14 protein-coding genes are annotated in these 17,238 nt (G+C 64.9%); 5 read left to right on the top strand and 9 right to left on the bottom strand.

What is annotated here, in order from left to right; all coding sequences use genetic code 11:
* Positions 1-41: 41 nt before the first annotated feature.
* Entirely contained in the window at positions 42-953 is a 912-nt protein-coding gene (locus ACFW0B_RS04290) for a c-type cytochrome domain-containing protein (protein ID WP_449146714.1), read from the bottom strand.
* A 282-nt stretch (positions 954-1,235) separates the two neighbouring features.
* Here ACFW0B_RS04290 and ACFW0B_RS04285 point away from each other — a divergent pair, with 282 nt between their 5' ends.
* On the top strand, positions 1,236-1,559 hold the full coding sequence (locus ACFW0B_RS04285) for a hypothetical protein (RefSeq protein ID WP_449146713.1): 324 nt from the start codon (positions 1,236-1,238) through the stop codon (positions 1,557-1,559).
* A 46-nt stretch (positions 1,560-1,605) separates the two neighbouring features.
* Here the strand turns inward: ACFW0B_RS04285 and ACFW0B_RS04280 are convergent, their stop codons facing one another.
* Both ACFW0B_RS04280 and ACFW0B_RS04275 read right to left on the bottom strand, forming a co-directional pair.
* A complete protein-coding gene (locus ACFW0B_RS04280; protein ID WP_449146712.1) occupies positions 1,606-1,866 on the bottom strand; it encodes a DUF3509 domain-containing protein in 261 nt (86 codons plus the stop codon).
* A 255-nt stretch (positions 1,867-2,121) separates the two neighbouring features.
* Positions 2,122-2,958, bottom strand: coding sequence for a CvfB family protein (locus ACFW0B_RS04275; protein WP_449146711.1), 837 nt, complete (start codon positions 2,956-2,958; stop codon positions 2,122-2,124).
* A gap of 271 nt (positions 2,959-3,229) precedes the next feature.
* Between ACFW0B_RS04275 and ACFW0B_RS04270 the strand changes: the two genes are divergently transcribed.
* Entirely contained in the window at positions 3,230-5,545 is a 2,316-nt protein-coding gene (locus tag ACFW0B_RS04270) for an LTA synthase family protein (protein WP_449146710.1), read from the top strand.
* Between the two features lie 146 nt (positions 5,546-5,691).
* On the opposite strand, the gene ACFW0B_RS04265 is transcribed toward ACFW0B_RS04270, so the two are convergent.
* Together ACFW0B_RS04265 and ACFW0B_RS04260 are read right to left on the bottom strand one after the other, a co-directional pair.
* Entirely contained in the window at positions 5,692-6,984 is a 1,293-nt protein-coding gene (locus ACFW0B_RS04265) for a phospholipase (protein ID WP_449146709.1), read from the bottom strand.
* A gap of 430 nt (positions 6,985-7,414) precedes the next feature.
* Entirely contained in the window at positions 7,415-8,473 is a 1,059-nt protein-coding gene (locus ACFW0B_RS04260) for a haloacid dehalogenase-like hydrolase (protein ID WP_449146708.1), read from the bottom strand.
* Between the two features lie 221 nt (positions 8,474-8,694).
* Between ACFW0B_RS04260 and ACFW0B_RS04255 the strand changes: the two genes are divergently transcribed.
* Positions 8,695-9,672: a zinc-dependent alcohol dehydrogenase family protein gene (locus tag ACFW0B_RS04255; protein ID WP_449146707.1), complete on the top strand. Its 978-nt coding sequence runs from the start codon at positions 8,695-8,697 to the stop codon at positions 9,670-9,672.
* A gap of 150 nt (positions 9,673-9,822) precedes the next feature.
* Here ACFW0B_RS04255 and ACFW0B_RS04250 read toward each other — a convergent pair whose 3' ends face one another.
* Positions 9,823-10,326: a DUF1294 domain-containing protein gene (locus ACFW0B_RS04250; RefSeq protein ID WP_449146706.1), complete on the bottom strand. Its 504-nt coding sequence runs from the start codon at positions 10,324-10,326 to the stop codon at positions 9,823-9,825.
* Positions 10,323-11,642 (bottom strand): DEAD/DEAH box helicase, encoded by a 1,320-nt coding sequence (locus ACFW0B_RS04245; protein WP_449146705.1) that lies wholly within the window; start codon positions 11,640-11,642, stop codon positions 10,323-10,325. The genes ACFW0B_RS04250 and ACFW0B_RS04245 overlap by 4 nt, the downstream gene beginning before the upstream one ends.
* A 267-nt stretch (positions 11,643-11,909) precedes the next feature.
* Here ACFW0B_RS04245 and ACFW0B_RS04240 point away from each other — a divergent pair, with 267 nt between their 5' ends.
* The gene (locus ACFW0B_RS04240) at positions 11,910-12,305 is read left to right on the top strand and encodes an NUDIX hydrolase (RefSeq protein ID WP_449146704.1); all 396 of its coding nucleotides are present in this window, start codon (positions 11,910-11,912) and stop codon (positions 12,303-12,305) included.
* A gap of 10 nt (positions 12,306-12,315) precedes the next feature.
* Here the strand turns inward: ACFW0B_RS04240 and rarD are convergent, their stop codons facing one another.
* Together rarD and ACFW0B_RS04230 are read right to left on the bottom strand one after the other, a co-directional pair.
* Positions 12,316-13,212: an EamA family transporter RarD gene (rarD, locus tag ACFW0B_RS04235; RefSeq protein WP_449146703.1), complete on the bottom strand. Its 897-nt coding sequence runs from the start codon at positions 13,210-13,212 to the stop codon at positions 12,316-12,318.
* Between the two features lie 210 nt (positions 13,213-13,422).
* Positions 13,423-14,751, bottom strand: a complete 1,329-nt coding sequence (locus tag ACFW0B_RS04230; RefSeq protein ID WP_449146702.1) for a spinster family MFS transporter — start codon at positions 14,749-14,751, stop codon at positions 13,423-13,425.
* A 283-nt stretch (positions 14,752-15,034) separates the two neighbouring features.
* Here ACFW0B_RS04230 and ACFW0B_RS04225 point away from each other — a divergent pair, with 283 nt between their 5' ends.
* The gene (locus ACFW0B_RS04225; protein ID WP_449146701.1) at positions 15,035-17,236 is read left to right on the top strand and encodes a putative bifunctional diguanylate cyclase/phosphodiesterase; all 2,202 of its coding nucleotides are present in this window, start codon (positions 15,035-15,037) and stop codon (positions 17,234-17,236) included.
* The last annotated feature ends 2 nt before the right edge of the window (positions 17,237-17,238 follow it).

The following is a 17,238-nucleotide window of genomic DNA, read 5'->3' as shown; positions in this document are numbered from 1 at the left end:
CTTCGTCAAGGCAACGCCGGGGAGATTTCCCCGGCCAGTGATCAGCGCCGACGGATGCGTTCCACCACTATCCGGCCATCCGCGCCCCAGCGCCCGCGCACTTCGACGTAGTCCCCGACACCCGGCAACTTGTCGATGCGGGTGCCGGGGCCTATCGCCAGTGGCACCGAGTCCAGGGTCCAGCCCTCTCCCAGCACGCCTTGCAGCCGCACCCGCGAACCCACGGGGCTGGGCGCCGGCCGGCCTTCGGCGTCGCGCGCGCCCTGGTCGATCCAGTCGGCGATCAGGCGGATTTCCTCATCGCTGAGAAAGGGCGGGCCGTCGTAGGGCATCTGCGGCTGCGACTGGCCACGTATGCGCCGCACCAGTTCACTGGCGTCGGCGGAACCGGGCACCACGCGCACGCGCTCATGGCGATCGAGAATGGCCCCGTAGGAATTCAGCAACAGGCCCTCGGGGGCGGAACCCATCAGGCCGTAGGCTGAATGGCACTTGACGCAGCGGCTGGCGAATATCGGCGCCACATGGCTGTAGGTAACAGGCTGGCCAGCGGGCGGGCGTTGCAGCGGTGCCGCTGCGACGGTGGCGTTAGAGGGACGGCTGCCGGCTTGCAGGCCGCCGGCGATCCAGCTCTCGAACAGGGCAATCTCGGCATCGCTGAGAAAGGGCGGACCCGTCATCGGCATGCGCGGCTGGCTCTGGCCTTTGAGGCGCCGGATCAGCTCGCTGGCGGCGGGATCGCCGGCTTTCACCACCGGCCGGCGGCTGCCCGCGAGCAATTCATCGAGGCTGGACAGCCGCAGGCCGAGCGGCGCGGCTTCGCCGGAATGGCACATCACGCAACGGGATTGGAGGATTTGCTGGATATCGTCGAAGGTCACCTCCTGGGCCAGGGCCAGCATCGGCGCCAGGAACAGCGAACAGCATTTGACCAGCACCGGCAGCTTGCCCATTTCGCCTCCGCTTCAGCTTTGCTTACACCACCCAGCCTAGTGAAGCAGAGCCTGTAGCGCCGCCCTGCGGAACCCCGCTGCAATCCGTCGGTCAGTTTGTTCAAGGCTGGCGTATGCCGGCCCCAGGCCCCGGGCTCTATCCAGTCGCCGCTGTAGACCCGGGGCTTTCCCATGCGCGTAGAATCGGCAACGTCCGCCTGCAGAATCGCCGGACTGGCCTGTTTCCTCAGCGCCAGCCCTGATCAATGATGGCGCCGCATGTCGTAACTGGAGAACCACTGCATGAAACCCGTCCCCCGCCTCACCGCCCTGCTGCTCGGCGCCGGCCTGCTGGCGAGTCTCGCCGGCTGCGACCTGGTCGAGGAGTCGGCCAACAAGCTGGCGGAAAAAGCCGAGGCGGCCGCCCAGGAGATCGTCCGGGAAGCCATTGGCGAAGCGGTCAACGAATTGAACAAGAAAGTGGACGAAGTCCAGGCTTCGGCCAAGGCACTACTGGGCGAACAGAAGCAGGACGAAGCCCGCGGGCAGGCACCACGCGCGCCGTCGCACAAGAATGAGGGCAAGGAAGAGGACGCCATGCTGCCTCCTTCCGGGATCGAGACCTGATCCCCGGCCATTCCCGCCGCGATATCCCTGTCGCGGCGTGCTGGCCTCAGGCGCGCAGGTAGCGCGGCAGAGGCCTTCGATGAAGCACCTTCAGCGATTCCACCGGCGGAACCTCGCCATGCTCCAGCGCCAGGTCGCGCTTGAGCGTGCTGATCAACCAATCCAGCTGCGCCGTCACCGCCACCACGCGCTGGAAGAATTTCCCATCGCGCTCCAGGGTCAGCACAAAGCCACCATCTGGCCGAGCCTTGGTGCTCAGCTCGTATTCCGGAAAGGCGCTGATCAGCTTGTCAAAATCCAGATCCATGTCTTTCTCTCCCAGAAAAGTGATTGCTCCTGCACCCCGCTTGCAGCGTGCATGCCTGCGCTTTGACAACAGAAACGCCAAATAAATCAGTTGGTTGCGAAATTTTTTTCAACTTTTTCCATGCATTGCGCACGATTCCGGTGATTTGCAGCGTGCAATTTGCAAGGCCGCTGAAAGGCAAACCCCCCGACCCGGGTGCGCGCCGGGCCAGGGGCCTTGCATGCAATGCCGCGCCAGGCACGGCCTGCAGGGAGATCAGAGCAGTTCGATGCGATCCTCTTCGATGCGGATCAGCCCCTGCTTGTAGAGGCCGCCGATCGCCTTCTTGAAATTGCCCTTGCTGACGCCGAAGCGCTGGCTGATCAGTTCGGGCGGGCTCTTGTCGGACAGTTTCAGCATCCCGCCTTCGGCACGCAGCGCGGCGATGATCTGCTCGCCCAGGCTACTGACCGCCTCCGTACCCACGGGCTGCAGACTCAGGCTGACCTTGCCGTCGGCACGGATTTCCTTGATGTAGCCCTTCTCGCGCATGCCGCTGCGCACGAACTTGAACACTTCGTTCTTGTGGATCAGGCCCCAGTGCTTGCCGTCGATGATCGCCTTGAAGCCGAGATCGGTCTTCTCCACCACCAGCAGGTCGACTTCCTGGCCCGTCTTGTAGCGCGGCGGAGTCTGGTCCAGGTAGCGGTCCAGCCGGGCCGTGGCGGTGATGCGGCGGGTACGCTTGTCGAGATAGACATGCACCACGCAATAGTCGCCGACCTGCAACGGTCGCTTCTCTTCCGAATGCGGCAGCAGCAGGTCCTTGGGCAGGCCCCAGTCGAGGAACAGGCCGATGCGGTTGATCTCCACCACCTTGAGGCTGGCGAAGCCGCCGACCTGGACCTTGGGCTTGAGGGTGGTGGCCACCGGACGGTCTTCGCTGTCCAGGTAGAGGAAGACGTTCAGCCAGTCGCCCACTTCGGTGGGCTGGTCCTTGGGCACATACCGCTTCGGCAGGAGGATTTCGCCATCCGGGCCGCCATCCAGGTACAGACCGAAGTCGGTGTGCTTGGCCACCTGAAGTGAATTGAAACGCCCGAACAGTGCCATCTTCGCTACCTCTGAAATTCGAAGCGGCATTCTACCTGCTGGCCGGCCGGCTAACCACGAGCGCGGGCATCCGGCGCCGGTATCACGAAGCCTGTCAAACACGCCTTTCATCGCCGGACCAGCCGCAAAGGCCCGCCTGAATTTTCAATCTGCAAAACTGTCTACTGGTCGCTAGCACAACGATGTTTCAGAATCATGTCGTCGTACGCGCGACCTTCATGTATTCCGGCATCACCCAACGGATTCTCGCTGTCACATCTCAGGAGTTCCTGTGCGCTTATCCAGCAGCCGCTGGCTGTCACAATCCCTATCTCTGGCAACGCTCGGCGTGCTGTTCCTGGTGATTCCCCTCGCCAGCCGCTATTGGCTGGACTGGTCCACCCCCTTCGGCTACCTCTCCGACCTCGTATTCGGCAGTTTCCTGATCCTGCTGCTCTACGGCCGCTCGCTGTGGCTGGCGTTGCCGCTGATGCTGCTGTGGAGCGTGATGATCCTCGGCAATGCCGAACTGGTCGGCGCCGTCGGCCGCATGCCGGAACCAAGTGACCTGAAGTACCTGCTCGACCCGCAATTCGTCAGCCATTCCACCCAGGGCGGCGGCATCGCCCATCCCTACCTGGGCCTGGCGCTGGCTGCCAGCATCCTGGCCTGCCTGCTGTGCTGGCGGCGCCGGCACGCTCCGCTGAACTGGAAATGGTTCGCCACGCCGGCCGCGCTGCTGGTCGGGTACGTCACCCTGCAATCGGTGCAGCCCAGCGAGGCCGACCAGTGGAAGCAGTTCAACCTGCCGCACAAGCTGCTGGCCAGCGCCGCCAGCAGCGGCCAGCTGGCGCTCGAAGACTGGCTCGACGGCGACCAGCCGGAAGTGCCGCCGGACATCGCCGGCCTGGCGCGCCTGGACCTCAGCGGCACGCCCCTGCTCGCCGGCCCCGGCCATGCGCGCAACGTCCTGGTGATTACCCTGGAAGGCATTCCCGGGGCCTACATCGCCGCCAACCGCGCCGCGATCAACAGCAGCTACCAGGACTCGCTGATGCCCAAGCTCAGCGCCTGGGCCGAGCGCGCCATGACCACGCCGGACTATGTGCTGCACAGCCACCAGACCATCCGCGGCCTGTACGCCATGCTCTGCGGCGACTACAGCAAGCTGGACTCCGGCACGCCCAAGGGGCTGGAACTGCTGAACAACCCGGCGCGGGCCAAGGCCTGCCTGCCTTCGCAGATGCACCAACACGGTTTCAGCACCCACTTCCTGCAGGGTGCCGGGCTGCGCTTCATGGCCAAGGACAAGATCATGCCGCAGATGGGCTTCGACAAGACCCAGGGGCGCAACTGGTTCCGCAACAAGGCCTACCTGGAATTCCCCTGGGGCATGGACGACAAGGCCTTCTTCGAGGGCGCGCAAGCCTACGTGAAGCAACTGCGCCGCCAGAAGCAGCCGTGGATGCTCACCCTGCTCACCGTCGGTACCCACCAGCCCTACTCGGCCCCGGCCGACTACCTGATGCGCTACCCGGACGCGAAGAAAGCCGCCATCGCCTACCTGGATGACGCCGTGGACGCCTTCCTCTCCGGCCTGGAAAAACAGGGCGTGCTGAAGGACACCCTGGTAATCGTCACCTCCGACGAATCCCACGGCCTCGAGAACGTCCGCCTCGCCTCCGCCTGGGGCTTCAACCTGGTGCTGGCGCCCGAGCAGGCCGCGCTGCCGCCAGTCAAGAGCGGCGTATACGGCCATGTCGACCTGACCGCCTCCATCCTCGACTACTTCGGCTACCCCGTGCCGCAGAACCTTGCCGGCCGTTCGCTGTTCCGCGACTACGAAAGCGGCCGCCAGATCATGTCCTACACCAACGGCAAGCTGCGCTACCACGATGGCGAGGACACCTTCACCGAATGCGATTTCCGCCAGGTCTGCCGGAGCTACCAGAGCGAAGGATTCATCGCCGACGAAGCCCGTTACCTGGGCAGCTTCAGCGGCAAGAAGGCGCGCCTGGTCGCCCAGCGTGCATCGCTTCTGGATCAGTCCCTGCAGGGCGGCAACCTCGACCAGGAATACCAGTTCGCCACCCACGATCGTATCCGCCTCAAGGAGAAGGCCCGGGATGACTGGGCGGATAACCTGATCGGCGCCCAGTACATGGAACTGCCGAAGCACAGCCGCACCAGCGTGCAGATGACCATCAAGGTGCTGCGCATGGACAAACAGGGTGCCCGGTTGCGGCTCAAGGCCAAGGAGTTCGAGCGTGACGTGGCGCTGCCGATTCCCGAAATGCCGCTGCTCGAGCAGGGCAAGCCGCTGCAGGTGAACTTCGCTTTCGACAACCCGGAAGCGCGCAAGGCGTTCTCCTTCCACCTGCTGGCCGAGGGGCGTGGCGAGATCGAGATCAGCGACTTCCGCGTCACCACCGAACCGCTGCCGCTGGCCACCGAGGCCAATGCCCAGGTGGCGCAGAAACGCCCGCAGCACCCCATCACCTCCCTCTTCGGCCTGTTGGCCCGGCAGCAGGACGCCCTGGAAACCGAGCGGGAAGATGCGGGTGATGAGCCTGAAGGCACCGAGCTGAGGTTGCAGCAGTACCACTGAACAACACCACTGAACAACGGGGCGCCGAAATGACGCCCCAGTCGCCTCAGACCGGGTCGGCGCCATCTCGCGCTTGCGAACATTCGAAGCGTCTCAGACAGAGCTGTTACCCCATGATCCATTGATATCCCACGGCCTCGCATCTTTTAGGGGATGGTGGCCCGGGTGGCGTTGCGGCTGTGGGCGCCGAAGTGGCGGATCAGCCGCACCAGCGCCTGGTCCAGCTGGACATCGTCGGGCAATGGCGCGAGCTGGTTGCCCTGGCTGAACCCCATCGGTGTCTGCCCTCCCGCCAGCCAATGGCCGATGCGAGCGTCGAAGTCGTCGGCTGCCTCGTAGGACTCCCGGGATACTACGCGGCGCAGCGACTTGCCATTGAAGGGTGGATAGTCGGCGTCCGTGCGGCTGTCGGCATAGGCCCGCAGCAGCGGACTGTCGTTACGTCCCTCGCGCAGCAGCTTGCGCAGCCAGTCGGCCTGGTACTGCTCCACTTCGGTGTGCCGGTTGGCTACCTGCTCGATGGCCGCCAGCTTGTCGCTGTCCAGGCCGACGGCAGCCTTCAGGGCGATCCAGATCAGCGCGGGTGTGCCGTGTCCCGGCAGGACCTTGGCGTGGTAGGGCTGGGTCAGGTCCTGGATGTAATGCAGGCCCCAGCCGAGGAAGCGATAGCCCCAGTACGGATGGCCGCTCTCGAAGGCGAAGCGCGCCAGCCCCAGGTACTGGTGGACTCGCACTTCAGGGTAGGTGCGCGCCAGGTAGGGCGCGGCGCGGAAGATGAGTTCATTCTCGTGGTAATAGCCGATATGGAACGGCGCCTGGGAGGAGTACTCGAAGCGCGCGTCGCCGAAGGGCTGCTTGCCGAAGTTGTAGCGGGCACCGGCTTCTCCCGGATTGTCGCTGAACAGGTTGATGTCATGGCCGTAGTCCGGCTCATCGGCGGCGCTGGCGACGACCGCCAGGGCGGGCAGCGTCTCGCCGGGCTGCACCTGGTAGAAACGCCATTCGCGCCACAGGCCGAGTTTGCGGAACACCAGCACCTCGAAGGCATCCAGGACCGTACGGTTGCTCCAGTCCATCCCCGGCAGGGCCTGGACGAAGTAGGCCAGCTTGATTTCGGGATTCACCCGCAGCGCCGTCAGGAAGGCCTTGCGGCGGTCACCACCATGGGTGGGCAGCCAGCGCAGCTCATCGGGCCGTTGCGGGTAACCCGGCAGGTTCTGGCGGAAGAATTCCTCCTGCTCGTCCAGCAATTGCTCCAGGGCCACGCCTTCCTCTTCCAGGAAAGACTCCAGGCTTTCCACCTGCACCGGCTGCGCGTCCCTGATCTGCGGCAGGGCCGCCAGCGCCAGGGTGGTACCCAGGGCGTGATTGGACCAGGCCAGGGCCGCCGATGGCAGGCCGGCAAGGCTCAGGCTGAGGGCGAGGGCCAGGTGCTTCATCGATCACTCCATGACGGGGGGTTCAGGCCAGGCCCGGCAGGGTAACAGCAGCCGCGTGAGGCATCACTGTCCGGCCATGACAGCCCGACTCACCAATCGAGCCGGCAGGAACGACTCTAGTGCATGCAAGGAAGTGCTATGCCGCGTTAGCTGTTGCAGTGTTGAAGGGAACGCTCGGGCCAGGGGGGTTCAGATATCCGTTCCGCCTGACGATGGAGGGAGGGAACCCCGGCGCAGCCGGGGCCGGATGCAGGGGCAAGCCCTTTGGTTCCTTTCTGGCGTTTGAGAAAGGAACTCGCCCGGGAGAGCGAAACCAGAAATGTCCGCAGAACTCGGCAATCAGCCTGACTCAGCGGTTCCAGCAACACTTGACGCAGACATAGCCAAAGGAAACGGCCGCCCGGAGGCGGTCGTTTCGCGAAGACAAGCTTCACTGAATGTCTTCGGGCAGTACCACGATCCAGTTCTTGTCCGCCGTCACCGGCATGCCCTGCCTGGCCTGGGCATCGGCATTGCGCTTCTGCATGGCGCTGATCTGATCCATGTACCTGGCCTTGCGGTTGATCCACAGATTGATGCCGCCGTTGGCCACATCCGTACCGTGGAACATCATGTAGCCGTCGCTGAGGGGGGTGTCGCCAGCGGCGAGGATCGGCTTCTTCCATTCGTCGATGTAGGTGAGGATCGCCGCGTACTTGCCCGACATCCAGGTAGCCGGCGTCCACAGGTAAGGGGTCAGTTCCAGGTCGAGGTTGGCCTTCTCGTCATACTTGCCATCGGTGATCTGCTTGCGGCTGGTGGTCACGGCGCCGGACTTGCGGTCCTTCAGCAGGGTGGTGACGCCGATGACGTTCTCCGGCTTCACGTTGTAGCCGTACTTCGGGTCCGAGGCGACCATCCGCACCAGCTCTTCCAGGGCGGCGGTAATGATGTAGACCTCGATGCCATTCTCGCTGAGCTTGTTCATCAGCTCTTTCTGGCCGGTGAAGATCTTCGGCGGGTTGATCTCGATGGTCTTTACCTCGTCCCCTTCGTAATAGGTGGCGGGGACCGGCTTGCCGTAGGCCATCAGCTCGTCGACATAGCCCTTGAGCTCACGCAGGGTGAAGCCGGAAAACACCTGGGCGACCCAGGGATAGCAGACCAGGTCGTCCACTTCACAGAGGCGGTAGTAGTAGCTGTTGAGGCTTTCCTTGTGTCCCTTCACATCCTTGAAGGGGATCAGCTTGAGCGAGGGATCGAGCTTCTCGCGGGTGAGGACGCCCTTCATTTCCAGGAATGGCAGCAGGGATTCCTCCAGGTCGTAGCGATAGCTGGTGTTGTCCATGTCGAATACGGCGAAGTTGCCCTGGTTGGCGTGCCGGGTGATCAACGCATCCAGTTGCTTGGCGGCCGGCTCCGGCCAGTGCTTGAGCTCGGTCGCGGCCTGGGCGCCGCCAGCCAGCCCCAGGCACAGTGCAGCGGACATCAACGTCTTGGCGATCTTCATCTTCTTCTTATTCCTTTTGATGACTTGCGTGAGCATGACGAAGCCCCGACTCCAGCTTCGCCGCCGAACCTAGCAAAGACGCTGCCCGGAGCCGCCACCGGAACGACCTCCAGCGTTCTCTCAGCGCCAGCCGATCAGCTACGGGAATGACGGAGGATTCAGTCACCCTCGGCCGCCTGGGGCTAGACTCAACTTCCCCTCAAGCCGCCAGGAGAAGCGTCATGCTCAAAGCCGAATACAAGACCCGTGGACCAGTGCCCCAGGACGTGATCGAAGCGGTGGAGTTCGAGCTGCCAGCCGTGGCCGCTGGTCAGGCGCTGGTGAAAGTGCTGGCGGCGCCGATCAACCCGTCCGATGTGCTCACCCTGACCGGCGAGTACGGCATGCTGGCGCCGCTGCCCGCCATCGGTGGCAATGAAGGCGTGGGCCAGGTGCTGGAAGTGGCCGCCGACGTCACCGGTCTTGCGCCCGGGCAGACCGTGTTGCTGCCGGTGGGTTGCGGCACCTGGCGTACCCATCTGATCGCCGAGGCCAGGCAGCTCATCCCCCTGCCCGGCGCCGATCCGCAGCAACTGGCGATGCTCACCGTCAATCCGCCCACCGCCTACCTGATGCTGCGTGATTTCGTCGACCTGCAACCGGGCGACTGGGTGATCCAGAACGCCGCCAACTCGGGGGTCGGCGGCTACCTGATCCAGCTGGCGAAGATCCGCGGCCTGAAAACCATCAACGTGGTGCGCCGCGACTCGGCGGTGGCGACCGTGCAAGCCGAAGGCGGCGACGTCGTGCTGGTGGACGGCCCCGACCTGGCCAGGCGCGTGCGCGAAGCCACCGGCGGCGCACCGGTGAAGCTGGGCATCGACGCCGTGGGCGGCGCCTCCACCGACCATCTCGCAGCCAGCCTCGCCGAAGGTGGCGTGCTGGTGAACTACGGACGCATGAGCGGCGAACCCTGCCAGGTGAGTCCGGGCTCCTTCGTGTTCCGCGATGTGACCCTGAAGGGCTTCTGGCTGGCGCGCTGGTTCCGCCAGGCCACGCCGCAGCAACAGATGCAATTGTTCGGCGAACTGATCCAGCTGATCGCCAACGGCAAGCTCAAGGCGCGCATCGCCGCCACCTACGACATCAGCCGGATCAAGGAAGCCGTCGCCGCGGCGGCCGGTGGCGAGCGGGATGGGAAAATCATGCTGGTGCCCTGAGCCCGCCTGCCCTGGCATCGTTGGGCTTCGCTGAGCTCAGACCAACCTACGACCCCGCGGGCCTGCGGGACGAGCCGAATGGTGCGCCGCGCGCACCAGCGGTTTGATGGAGTGTCGAAGCCGCTCCTGAATCGCCGGGTCTCGCTGAAATCAGCCCGCCCCGTGGAGCAGCCAATACCCCAGCAACCCCAGGTGCACGGCCACGATCAGCCAGAACTTCACCTGGTAGGCGACCTTGCGGTTCTTGTGGCGGATCAGCCGCTGGGCCAGCAGGCCACCCGGCCAGCCGCCAAGGAGTTCGTAGAAGTGGAGACAGGCTTCGGGCGTACGTTGCGCCCCGGCCACGGCGAAACGCTTGTCGCGCCAGTAGGCGACGAAGCAGACCAGGCTCATGAACAGATAGACCGCCAACAGCAGCTTCCAGGGCGCCGCGCCAGCCAGCAGGGGCTCCACCCACTGGCCGAAACCGTTCGTGGCAGCCTGCAGGAGTTGCTCGGCGGAACCCGGACTGGCTAGCGGCCGCGAGGCTTCCAGCGATCCACAGCCCTGATCGGTGTAACGCACCACGCCATCGGCCTGGATGCAGCGATAGACCTCGGCCTGCGCCGAACCCAGCGCGAAGAGCAGCGAGACCGGAGCAAGCCGACAGATCATTCCGCCGCCGGCTTCTTGCGCTTGAGCGGCGCCAGGCCGTCGTTGCTCACCACGCGGGATTCCTCACGCGGCTTGCCCGGCTTGCGCCTGGGCGCGGCGGCCTTGGCCGGAGCCTTCTTGTCGGTCTTTTTCTTCTTCGCGCCTGCAGCCTTGCCGGAAGCCTTGACCTTCTTCGGACCGGTGTAGCTGCCCTTGAGCTCCTTGATGGTCCGACGCTCGAAGCTCTGCTTCAGATAGCGCTCGATGCTGGACATCAGGTTCCAGTCGTTATGGCAGATCAGCGAGATCGCCAGGCCTTCGCCACCGGCACGGCCGGTGCGGCCGACACGGTGCACGTACTCGTCGCCGGAGCGCGGCATGTCGAAGTTGATCACCAGGTCCAGGCCTTCGATGTCCAGGCCACGAGCGGCGACGTCGGTGGCCACCAGCACTTTGGTTCCGCCCTGCTTCACGCGCTCGATGGCCAGCTTGCGGTCCTTCTGGTCCTTTTCGCCGTGGAGCACGAACGCCTTGTAGCCACCGGCCACCAGATGCCCGTACAGGCGATCGGCCTGGGCGCGGGTGTTGGTGAAGATGATCGCCTTCTGGTAGGTCTCGTTGGCCAGCAGCCAGCGCGCCAGCTGTTCCTTGTGCTCGGGATGGTCGGCCGTGATGATCTGCTGGCGGGTGTTCTCGTTGAGCTGGTCGACGCTGTTCAGCCGCAGGTGCAGCGGATTGCGCAGCACGCTGGCGGAAACCTCGCGCAGCGCGGCGCCACCGGTGGTGGCGGAGAACAGCAGGGTCTGCTGGCGGTTGGTGCAGAGTTCGGTGATGCGCTGCATGTCCTCGGCAAAGCCCATGTCGAGCATGCGGTCGGCTTCGTCCAGCACCAGCACTTCCACCTCGCGCAGATCCACGGTGCCCGAGTTCAGGTGTTCGATCAGGCGGCCGGGCGTGGCGATCAGCACGTCGGGCAGCTTGCGCAGCATCGCTGCCTGCACCTTGAAGTCTTCCCCGCCGGTGACGATGCCGGACTTGATGAAGGTGAACTGGGAAAAGCGCTCCACCTCTTTCAGGGTCTGCTGCGCCAGCTCGCGGGTCGGCAGCAGGATCAGCGAGCGGATGCGCTCGCGGGGCTTGGCCTCGCCAATCAGGCGATTGAGCAGCGGCAGGACGAAGGCGGCGGTCTTGCCGCTACCGGTCTGGGCGGTCACCCGCAGGTCGCGCCCTTCCAGGGCCGGCGGGATAGCCGCCGCCTGCACCGGGGTCGGCTCGACGAATTTGAGTTCGGCAACGGCCTTGAGCAGACGTTCGTGCAGGGCGAATTGGGAAAACACGGGGCTACCTCGATAAAAAGCGTAAATAGCTGCATAGGTTAACCGGAGTCGGGCGCAAACGCCCGATTTCCGAACGCGCCAGAGACGGAAAACCCGGCCTGGGCTGGTTCGCAGGCCGGAACCTGCTACTCTGCCAGGCTGCTCGATAAACGGGTGTACAGCGCCGTCCCCCCCGGCTCCTGAACGCCCCCGGATTCGCGAGCAACGCAGCTTTCCCACCGGTGTGGTGCAGCTGCACGAACCACTCCTGCCCGAAGCCAAGACACCATGACGACCCTGAATATCGCCGCCGCCTGCCTGCTCGACCCGCAAGACCGCCTGCTGCTGGTGCGCAAACGCGGCACCCGCGCGCTGATGCTGCCCGGCGGCAAGCGCGAAGCTGGCGAGAGCCCGCTTCAGGCCCTGCAACGCGAACTCTGGGAAGAACTCCAGCTGCGCCTGGAGGCATCGGTCCTGACCCCGCTGGGCCGCTTCCACGCGCCGGCCGCCAATGAGGCGGATACCTGGGTGGATGCCGAAATCTTCATCGCTCGCCTGCACTACGCCGTGGAAGCGGCGGCCGAGCTGGAAGAACTGGCCTGGCTTGAGCCCGGTGAGCCCCACCCGGAAAACCTCGCCCCGCTGCTGCGCGACCACGTGCTGGACGCCCTGGCGGGGCGCTGAGCGGCCCTGTTCAGAAACCTTTGCGGGCCTGCCGGCGCAACAGCACCGCGCTGTCGCCGCCGATCAGCAACACGGCCAGCCAGATCGGCAGGTAGGTCCAGAGCTGGTCGGGGTTGAAGGGCTCGCCCAGGAACGCCACCGCCACCGCGAACAACAGCACCGGTTCCACGTAGCTGAGAATCCCGAACAACCCCATTGGCAGCAGCCGGCTGGACGCCATCATGGCCGCGAATGCCAGGGTGCCCAGCAAACCCAGGCCGGGAATCAGCCACCAGAGTTGCGGCACCTGACTGAAGGCACCCGGCGGCGAGAAACTCGCGATCAGCCACACGGCCAGGGGCGCCAGCACCGCCATTTCCAGGATGAAACCGGACAACGCATCCAGCTTCATCCAGCGCCGCAACATGAAGTACGGCGGATAGCCCAGTGCAGTGACGAGAGTCAGCCAGGAGAACGCGCGGGTCAGCCAGAGCTCGTGCAGCACGCCGACCAGGGCGCAGAGTACCGCCACCAATTGCAACGGCCGCAGGCGCTCGGCGTAGAACACCCGCCCGGCCAGCACCATCGCCAGGGGCAGCAGGAAATAGCCGAGAGACACCTCCAGCATCCGCCCCTGCAAAGGCGCCCAGAGAAACAGCCCCCATTGCAGGCCGATCAGCACCGCTGCCAGCGGCAGGCTGGCCAGCAGCAATGGCTCGCGCTTCAGTCGGCCGAGCACGGCAACGAATGTGGGCCACTGGCGGGTCAGCATCAACAGCAGGAGCACCGCCGGGATCGACCAGAGCACCCGCTGGGCGAACACCTGCACGCCATCCAGCGGCGCCAGCTCGCGCACGTAACCGGGCATCAGGGCAAACAGGACGGACGCCGTCAAGGACAGCAAGACACCACGACCGGACAGCTTCATGGCCGTTCCTGCACGTGGGAAAGGGAATGGAACGACATCATCGGGGCCTCGCAGAGCAGCCGGCGAACATACGCCTTCCTTGCCGCGAGCGGAAGATTAACAAGGGCGGATTGTGGTCATCCGGACAGGGCCGTCGCCGGCATTGTTGAAAGCGGCATGGCGATGCCGCTTTCCCCCCTTTTCCTCGTCGTCCGTCATTGCCACGCAGCGTCAGGCCATCGACGCCGCCAGGCCCTGGCGCATGTTGGCCGCATCGCGCACGAAGCAACGGGCGGCCTGGAACAGGGCCAGCATGGTCAGGGTGAGCGCCGCCGGCACCAGGTACATGGCGTTGTGCAGGCCCACGGCCTTGAAGGTTTCGTTCATTTCACCGGCACCGGCCGCCAGCATCGCCACCTGGGAGTAGTGGTCCGACAGCAAGCCCACCACCACCGGGCCGAGGCCGCCGCCGAGCAGGTAGAGGCCGGCGAAGAACAGCGCCATGGCAGTGGCCCGCAGGCGCGGTTCCACCACGTCCTGGATGGCGGTGTAGACGCAGGTGTAGAAGTTGTAGGCGAACAGCCAGCCCAGGCTGAACACGCCGACGAACAGGCCGACCTCGATACGTCCGGCCATCAGCGCGTAACCGGTGCAGGCGGCCGCAACCGCCATGCTGAAGGCAGCCAGCAACAGGCGGCCACGCTCGGACCTCTGGTGCACCTTGTCCGCCACCCAGCCGCCCAGGGTCAGGCCCACGAGGCCGGTGAGGCCGGTGATGATCCCGGTGGCGATGGCCGCCTGCTCCAGCGGCATCAGGAAGTAGCGCTGCAGCATCGGCACCATGAAGGAGTTGGTGGCATAGGTGGCGAAGTTGTAGGTCAGGCCGGCGACGGTCAGCCACCAGAAGGTACGGATCGCCAGCACCCGGCGCAGCGGTTTGTCCACCGGCGCTGCGCTGGAAACCTTCACCGCCTCGGCGGCACCGCGCGCCGGTTCCTTGATGAAGAACATGAAGAGGGCCAGGATCAGCCCCGGCACGGCGGCGATGAAGAACGGCGCCCGCCAGCTGTCGAAGGCCTTGACCATGGCGCCGATGGTGAAGAAGGCCAGCACCAGCCCCAGCGGCAGGCCGAGCATGAAGATGCCCATGGCGCGGGCGCGTTTGTGGGCGGGAAACAGGTCACCGATCAGCGAGTTTGCCGCCGGTGCGTAGCTGGCCTCGCCGATGCCCACGCCCATGCGCACCAGGAGGAAGCTCCAGAAGTTCCAGGCCAGGCCGTTCACCGCCGTCAGCCCGCTCCACACTGCCAGTCCCCAGCCCATGATCTTCCTGCGCGCGCCGGTATCGGCCATGCGTCCCAGCGGCACCCCGGCAATGGCATAGACCAGGGTGAAGGCGGTGCCGATCAGGCCGAGCTGGAAGTCGGAGAGGCTCCACTCGTGGCGAACCGGCTCGATGATGATGGCCGGAATGGTCCGATCGAAGAAGTTGAACAGGTTCGCCAGGAACAGCAGGAAGAGCACGCGCCAGGCATTGGCCGCTTGAGGAGATGGCTGCATGTGTCGGTCTCGTTGTTGTCAGGCGCCCGGATTACCGCATGCCGGGGTTCGATGCAGCAATCTAGAGCCTCCTGATGACAACTGTCTGCGATTATTCGTGTGATTTATGTAACCCGATGCTCCGCTGACAGATGCCCCTTCCCCGCCAGCCATTCAATGTCGGCGACCGTTCAGCGCCCAGGCACGGTGGTGCCAGAAAGATCCCCTACGCTGAGTAGACTGACGGCATTGTGCCAGTAGATTATTTTCCGCGATCTCGAACCGCTTGCATGGGAATTTTTCTATGGATTGGCTGGGCTTGCGTTTCGCTACCGAACTCCCCGCGGATGGCCAGATCCTGCTGGCTTGCAGCCATAACAGCTGGCTGGTGCTGCTGGCCTTCCTGGTGGCCTCCGGCGCCGGCTACTGCGCCTTCGACATGGCCGAACGGGTGGCCCATGCACGGCAGGCGGAAACCCGGCGCTGGTGGAGCTGGCTCGGCGCCTGTTGCCTGGGCGGCGGAATCTGGGCGATGCACTTCATCGCCATGCTGGCGTTCGAGGCGCCGATCAGCATCGATTACGACATCCCCACCACCGCCCTTTCCCTGCTGATCGTGGTCGCCGCTTCACTGGTGGGCATGTATATCCTCGGGCGAGCCAGGCTCTCCCCCCGACACTATGTGATCGCGGCTCTTGTCGTGGGCCTGGGCATCACCCTGATGCACTACTGCGGCATGGCCGCCATGCGTTCGGCGGCCACCCAGTACTACCACCCCGCCATGGTCGCGGTCTCGGTGGGCGTCGCCATCACCGCCAGCCTGGCCGCCATGCTCCTATCCAGCTTTTTCCGTGACCACCACGAAGGCCACCAGCTGCTGAAGATTCCCGCCAGCCTGGCCATGGGCGCCGCGATCTGCGCCATGCATTTCACCGGGATGCTGGCCCTGCAACTGGTGGTGCCGGTCGGCACCGAACTGCAGCTCGAGCGTGCCGACAACGCCGTACAACTCGGCTCCACCCTGGCGGTGATCGCCGGCATGGTGCTGCTGTCCGCCCTCGGTGTGGCCTGGGCCGACAAGAAGCTGCAACTCAAGGATCGCGACCTGCAGCACGTCAGCACCCTGTTGCGGGAGCTGGAACAGGTGAAGGTGAAGCTGCAGAACGTCGCCCACTACGACGCCCTGACCAACCTGCCCAATCGCCACGCCTTCAATGAGTTCTTCCCGGAAAAGCTGCTCGCCCAGGCTCAGCTCAAGCAGCCATTGGCGGTGATGTTCCTGGACGTGGACCACTTCAAGCGCATCAACGACAGCCTGGGCCACGATGCCGGGGACGAACTGCTCAAGGTAGTGGCGGAGCGGGTTCGCAGCGTCCTGCGACGCGACGATGTGATTGCCCGCCTGGGCGGTGACGAGTTCTGCGTGCTCGCCAGCCTGGGCAGCATGAGCGAAGCCAAGGCCCTGTCCCAGCGCATCCTGCAGCGCATGAAAGAGCCCATTTTGCTGGCCGGGCGCAATGTCACCATGACCACCAGCATCGGCATCAGCCTCTTCCCCGACGACGGCGAAACCTGCGAGGAGTTGCTCAAGCACGCCGACCTCGCGCTCTACCAGGCCAAGAACAACGGCCGCAACAACCTGCATTTCTTCAGCCGCCACCTGAAGAACAAGGCCACCTTCGAACTGCAGCTGGAAGAAGAACTGCGCCTGGCGCTGGCCAGGAACGAGGGGCTGTTCCTCAACTACCAGCCGATCCTCGACCTGCACAGCGGCCAGGTGACCAAGCTGGAAGCCCTGGTGCGCTGGCAGCACCCGCAACTGGGACTGCTGTCGCCGGATCGTTTCATCAGCGTTGCCGAGACCAACGGGTTCATCGCCGAGTTGGATGGCTGGGTGCTGCGCCAGGCCTGTCGCGACCTCTCCAGCCTTGCCGCCCTGGGCTTCCACGACCTGCGCGTGGCGGTGAACTGCTCGGCGCTGAACCTCAGCCGTGACGACCTGGTGGAGGAGGTGCAACGCGCCCTGACGGAAAACGGCATCCGCCCGCAACGGCTGGAGCTGGAAGTCACGGAAAACGCCCTGATGAGCAACGTCAGCCAGGCGCTGCGCCTGCTGGAGGGTATCCGTGGCCTGGGTGTGAGCATCTCCATCGACGATTTCGGAACCGGCTATTCCTCCCTCGCCTACCTCAAGCGCCTGCCGCTGGACACCCTGAAGATCGACCGCTCGTTCGTCATGGACATTCCCGACAGCCGCGCCGACATGGAGATCGTCCAGGCCATCATCGGCATGGCCCACACCCTGCACCTGCAGGTGGTGGCCGAAGGCGTGGAGACCCGCGAGCAGCTGGATTTCCTGCGCAGCCACGGCTGCGACTACCTCCAGGGCTACCTGCTCAGCCGGCCCCAGCCGCTGGTGGTGGTCGAGGATTTCCTGCGCCACTCCCACGGCCTGGGCAACAGCAAAGTGAGGCCATTGAGGCCGATAGATTCGAATCCCGCCTAGAA

The organism is Metapseudomonas phytobenefica, assembly GCF_043392685.1.
Classification (GTDB): Bacteria; Pseudomonadota; Gammaproteobacteria; order Pseudomonadales; family Pseudomonadaceae; genus Metapseudomonas.
Note: the sequence above shows the minus strand (reverse complement) of the source record. Positions and strands in the feature narration are given on the sequence as shown.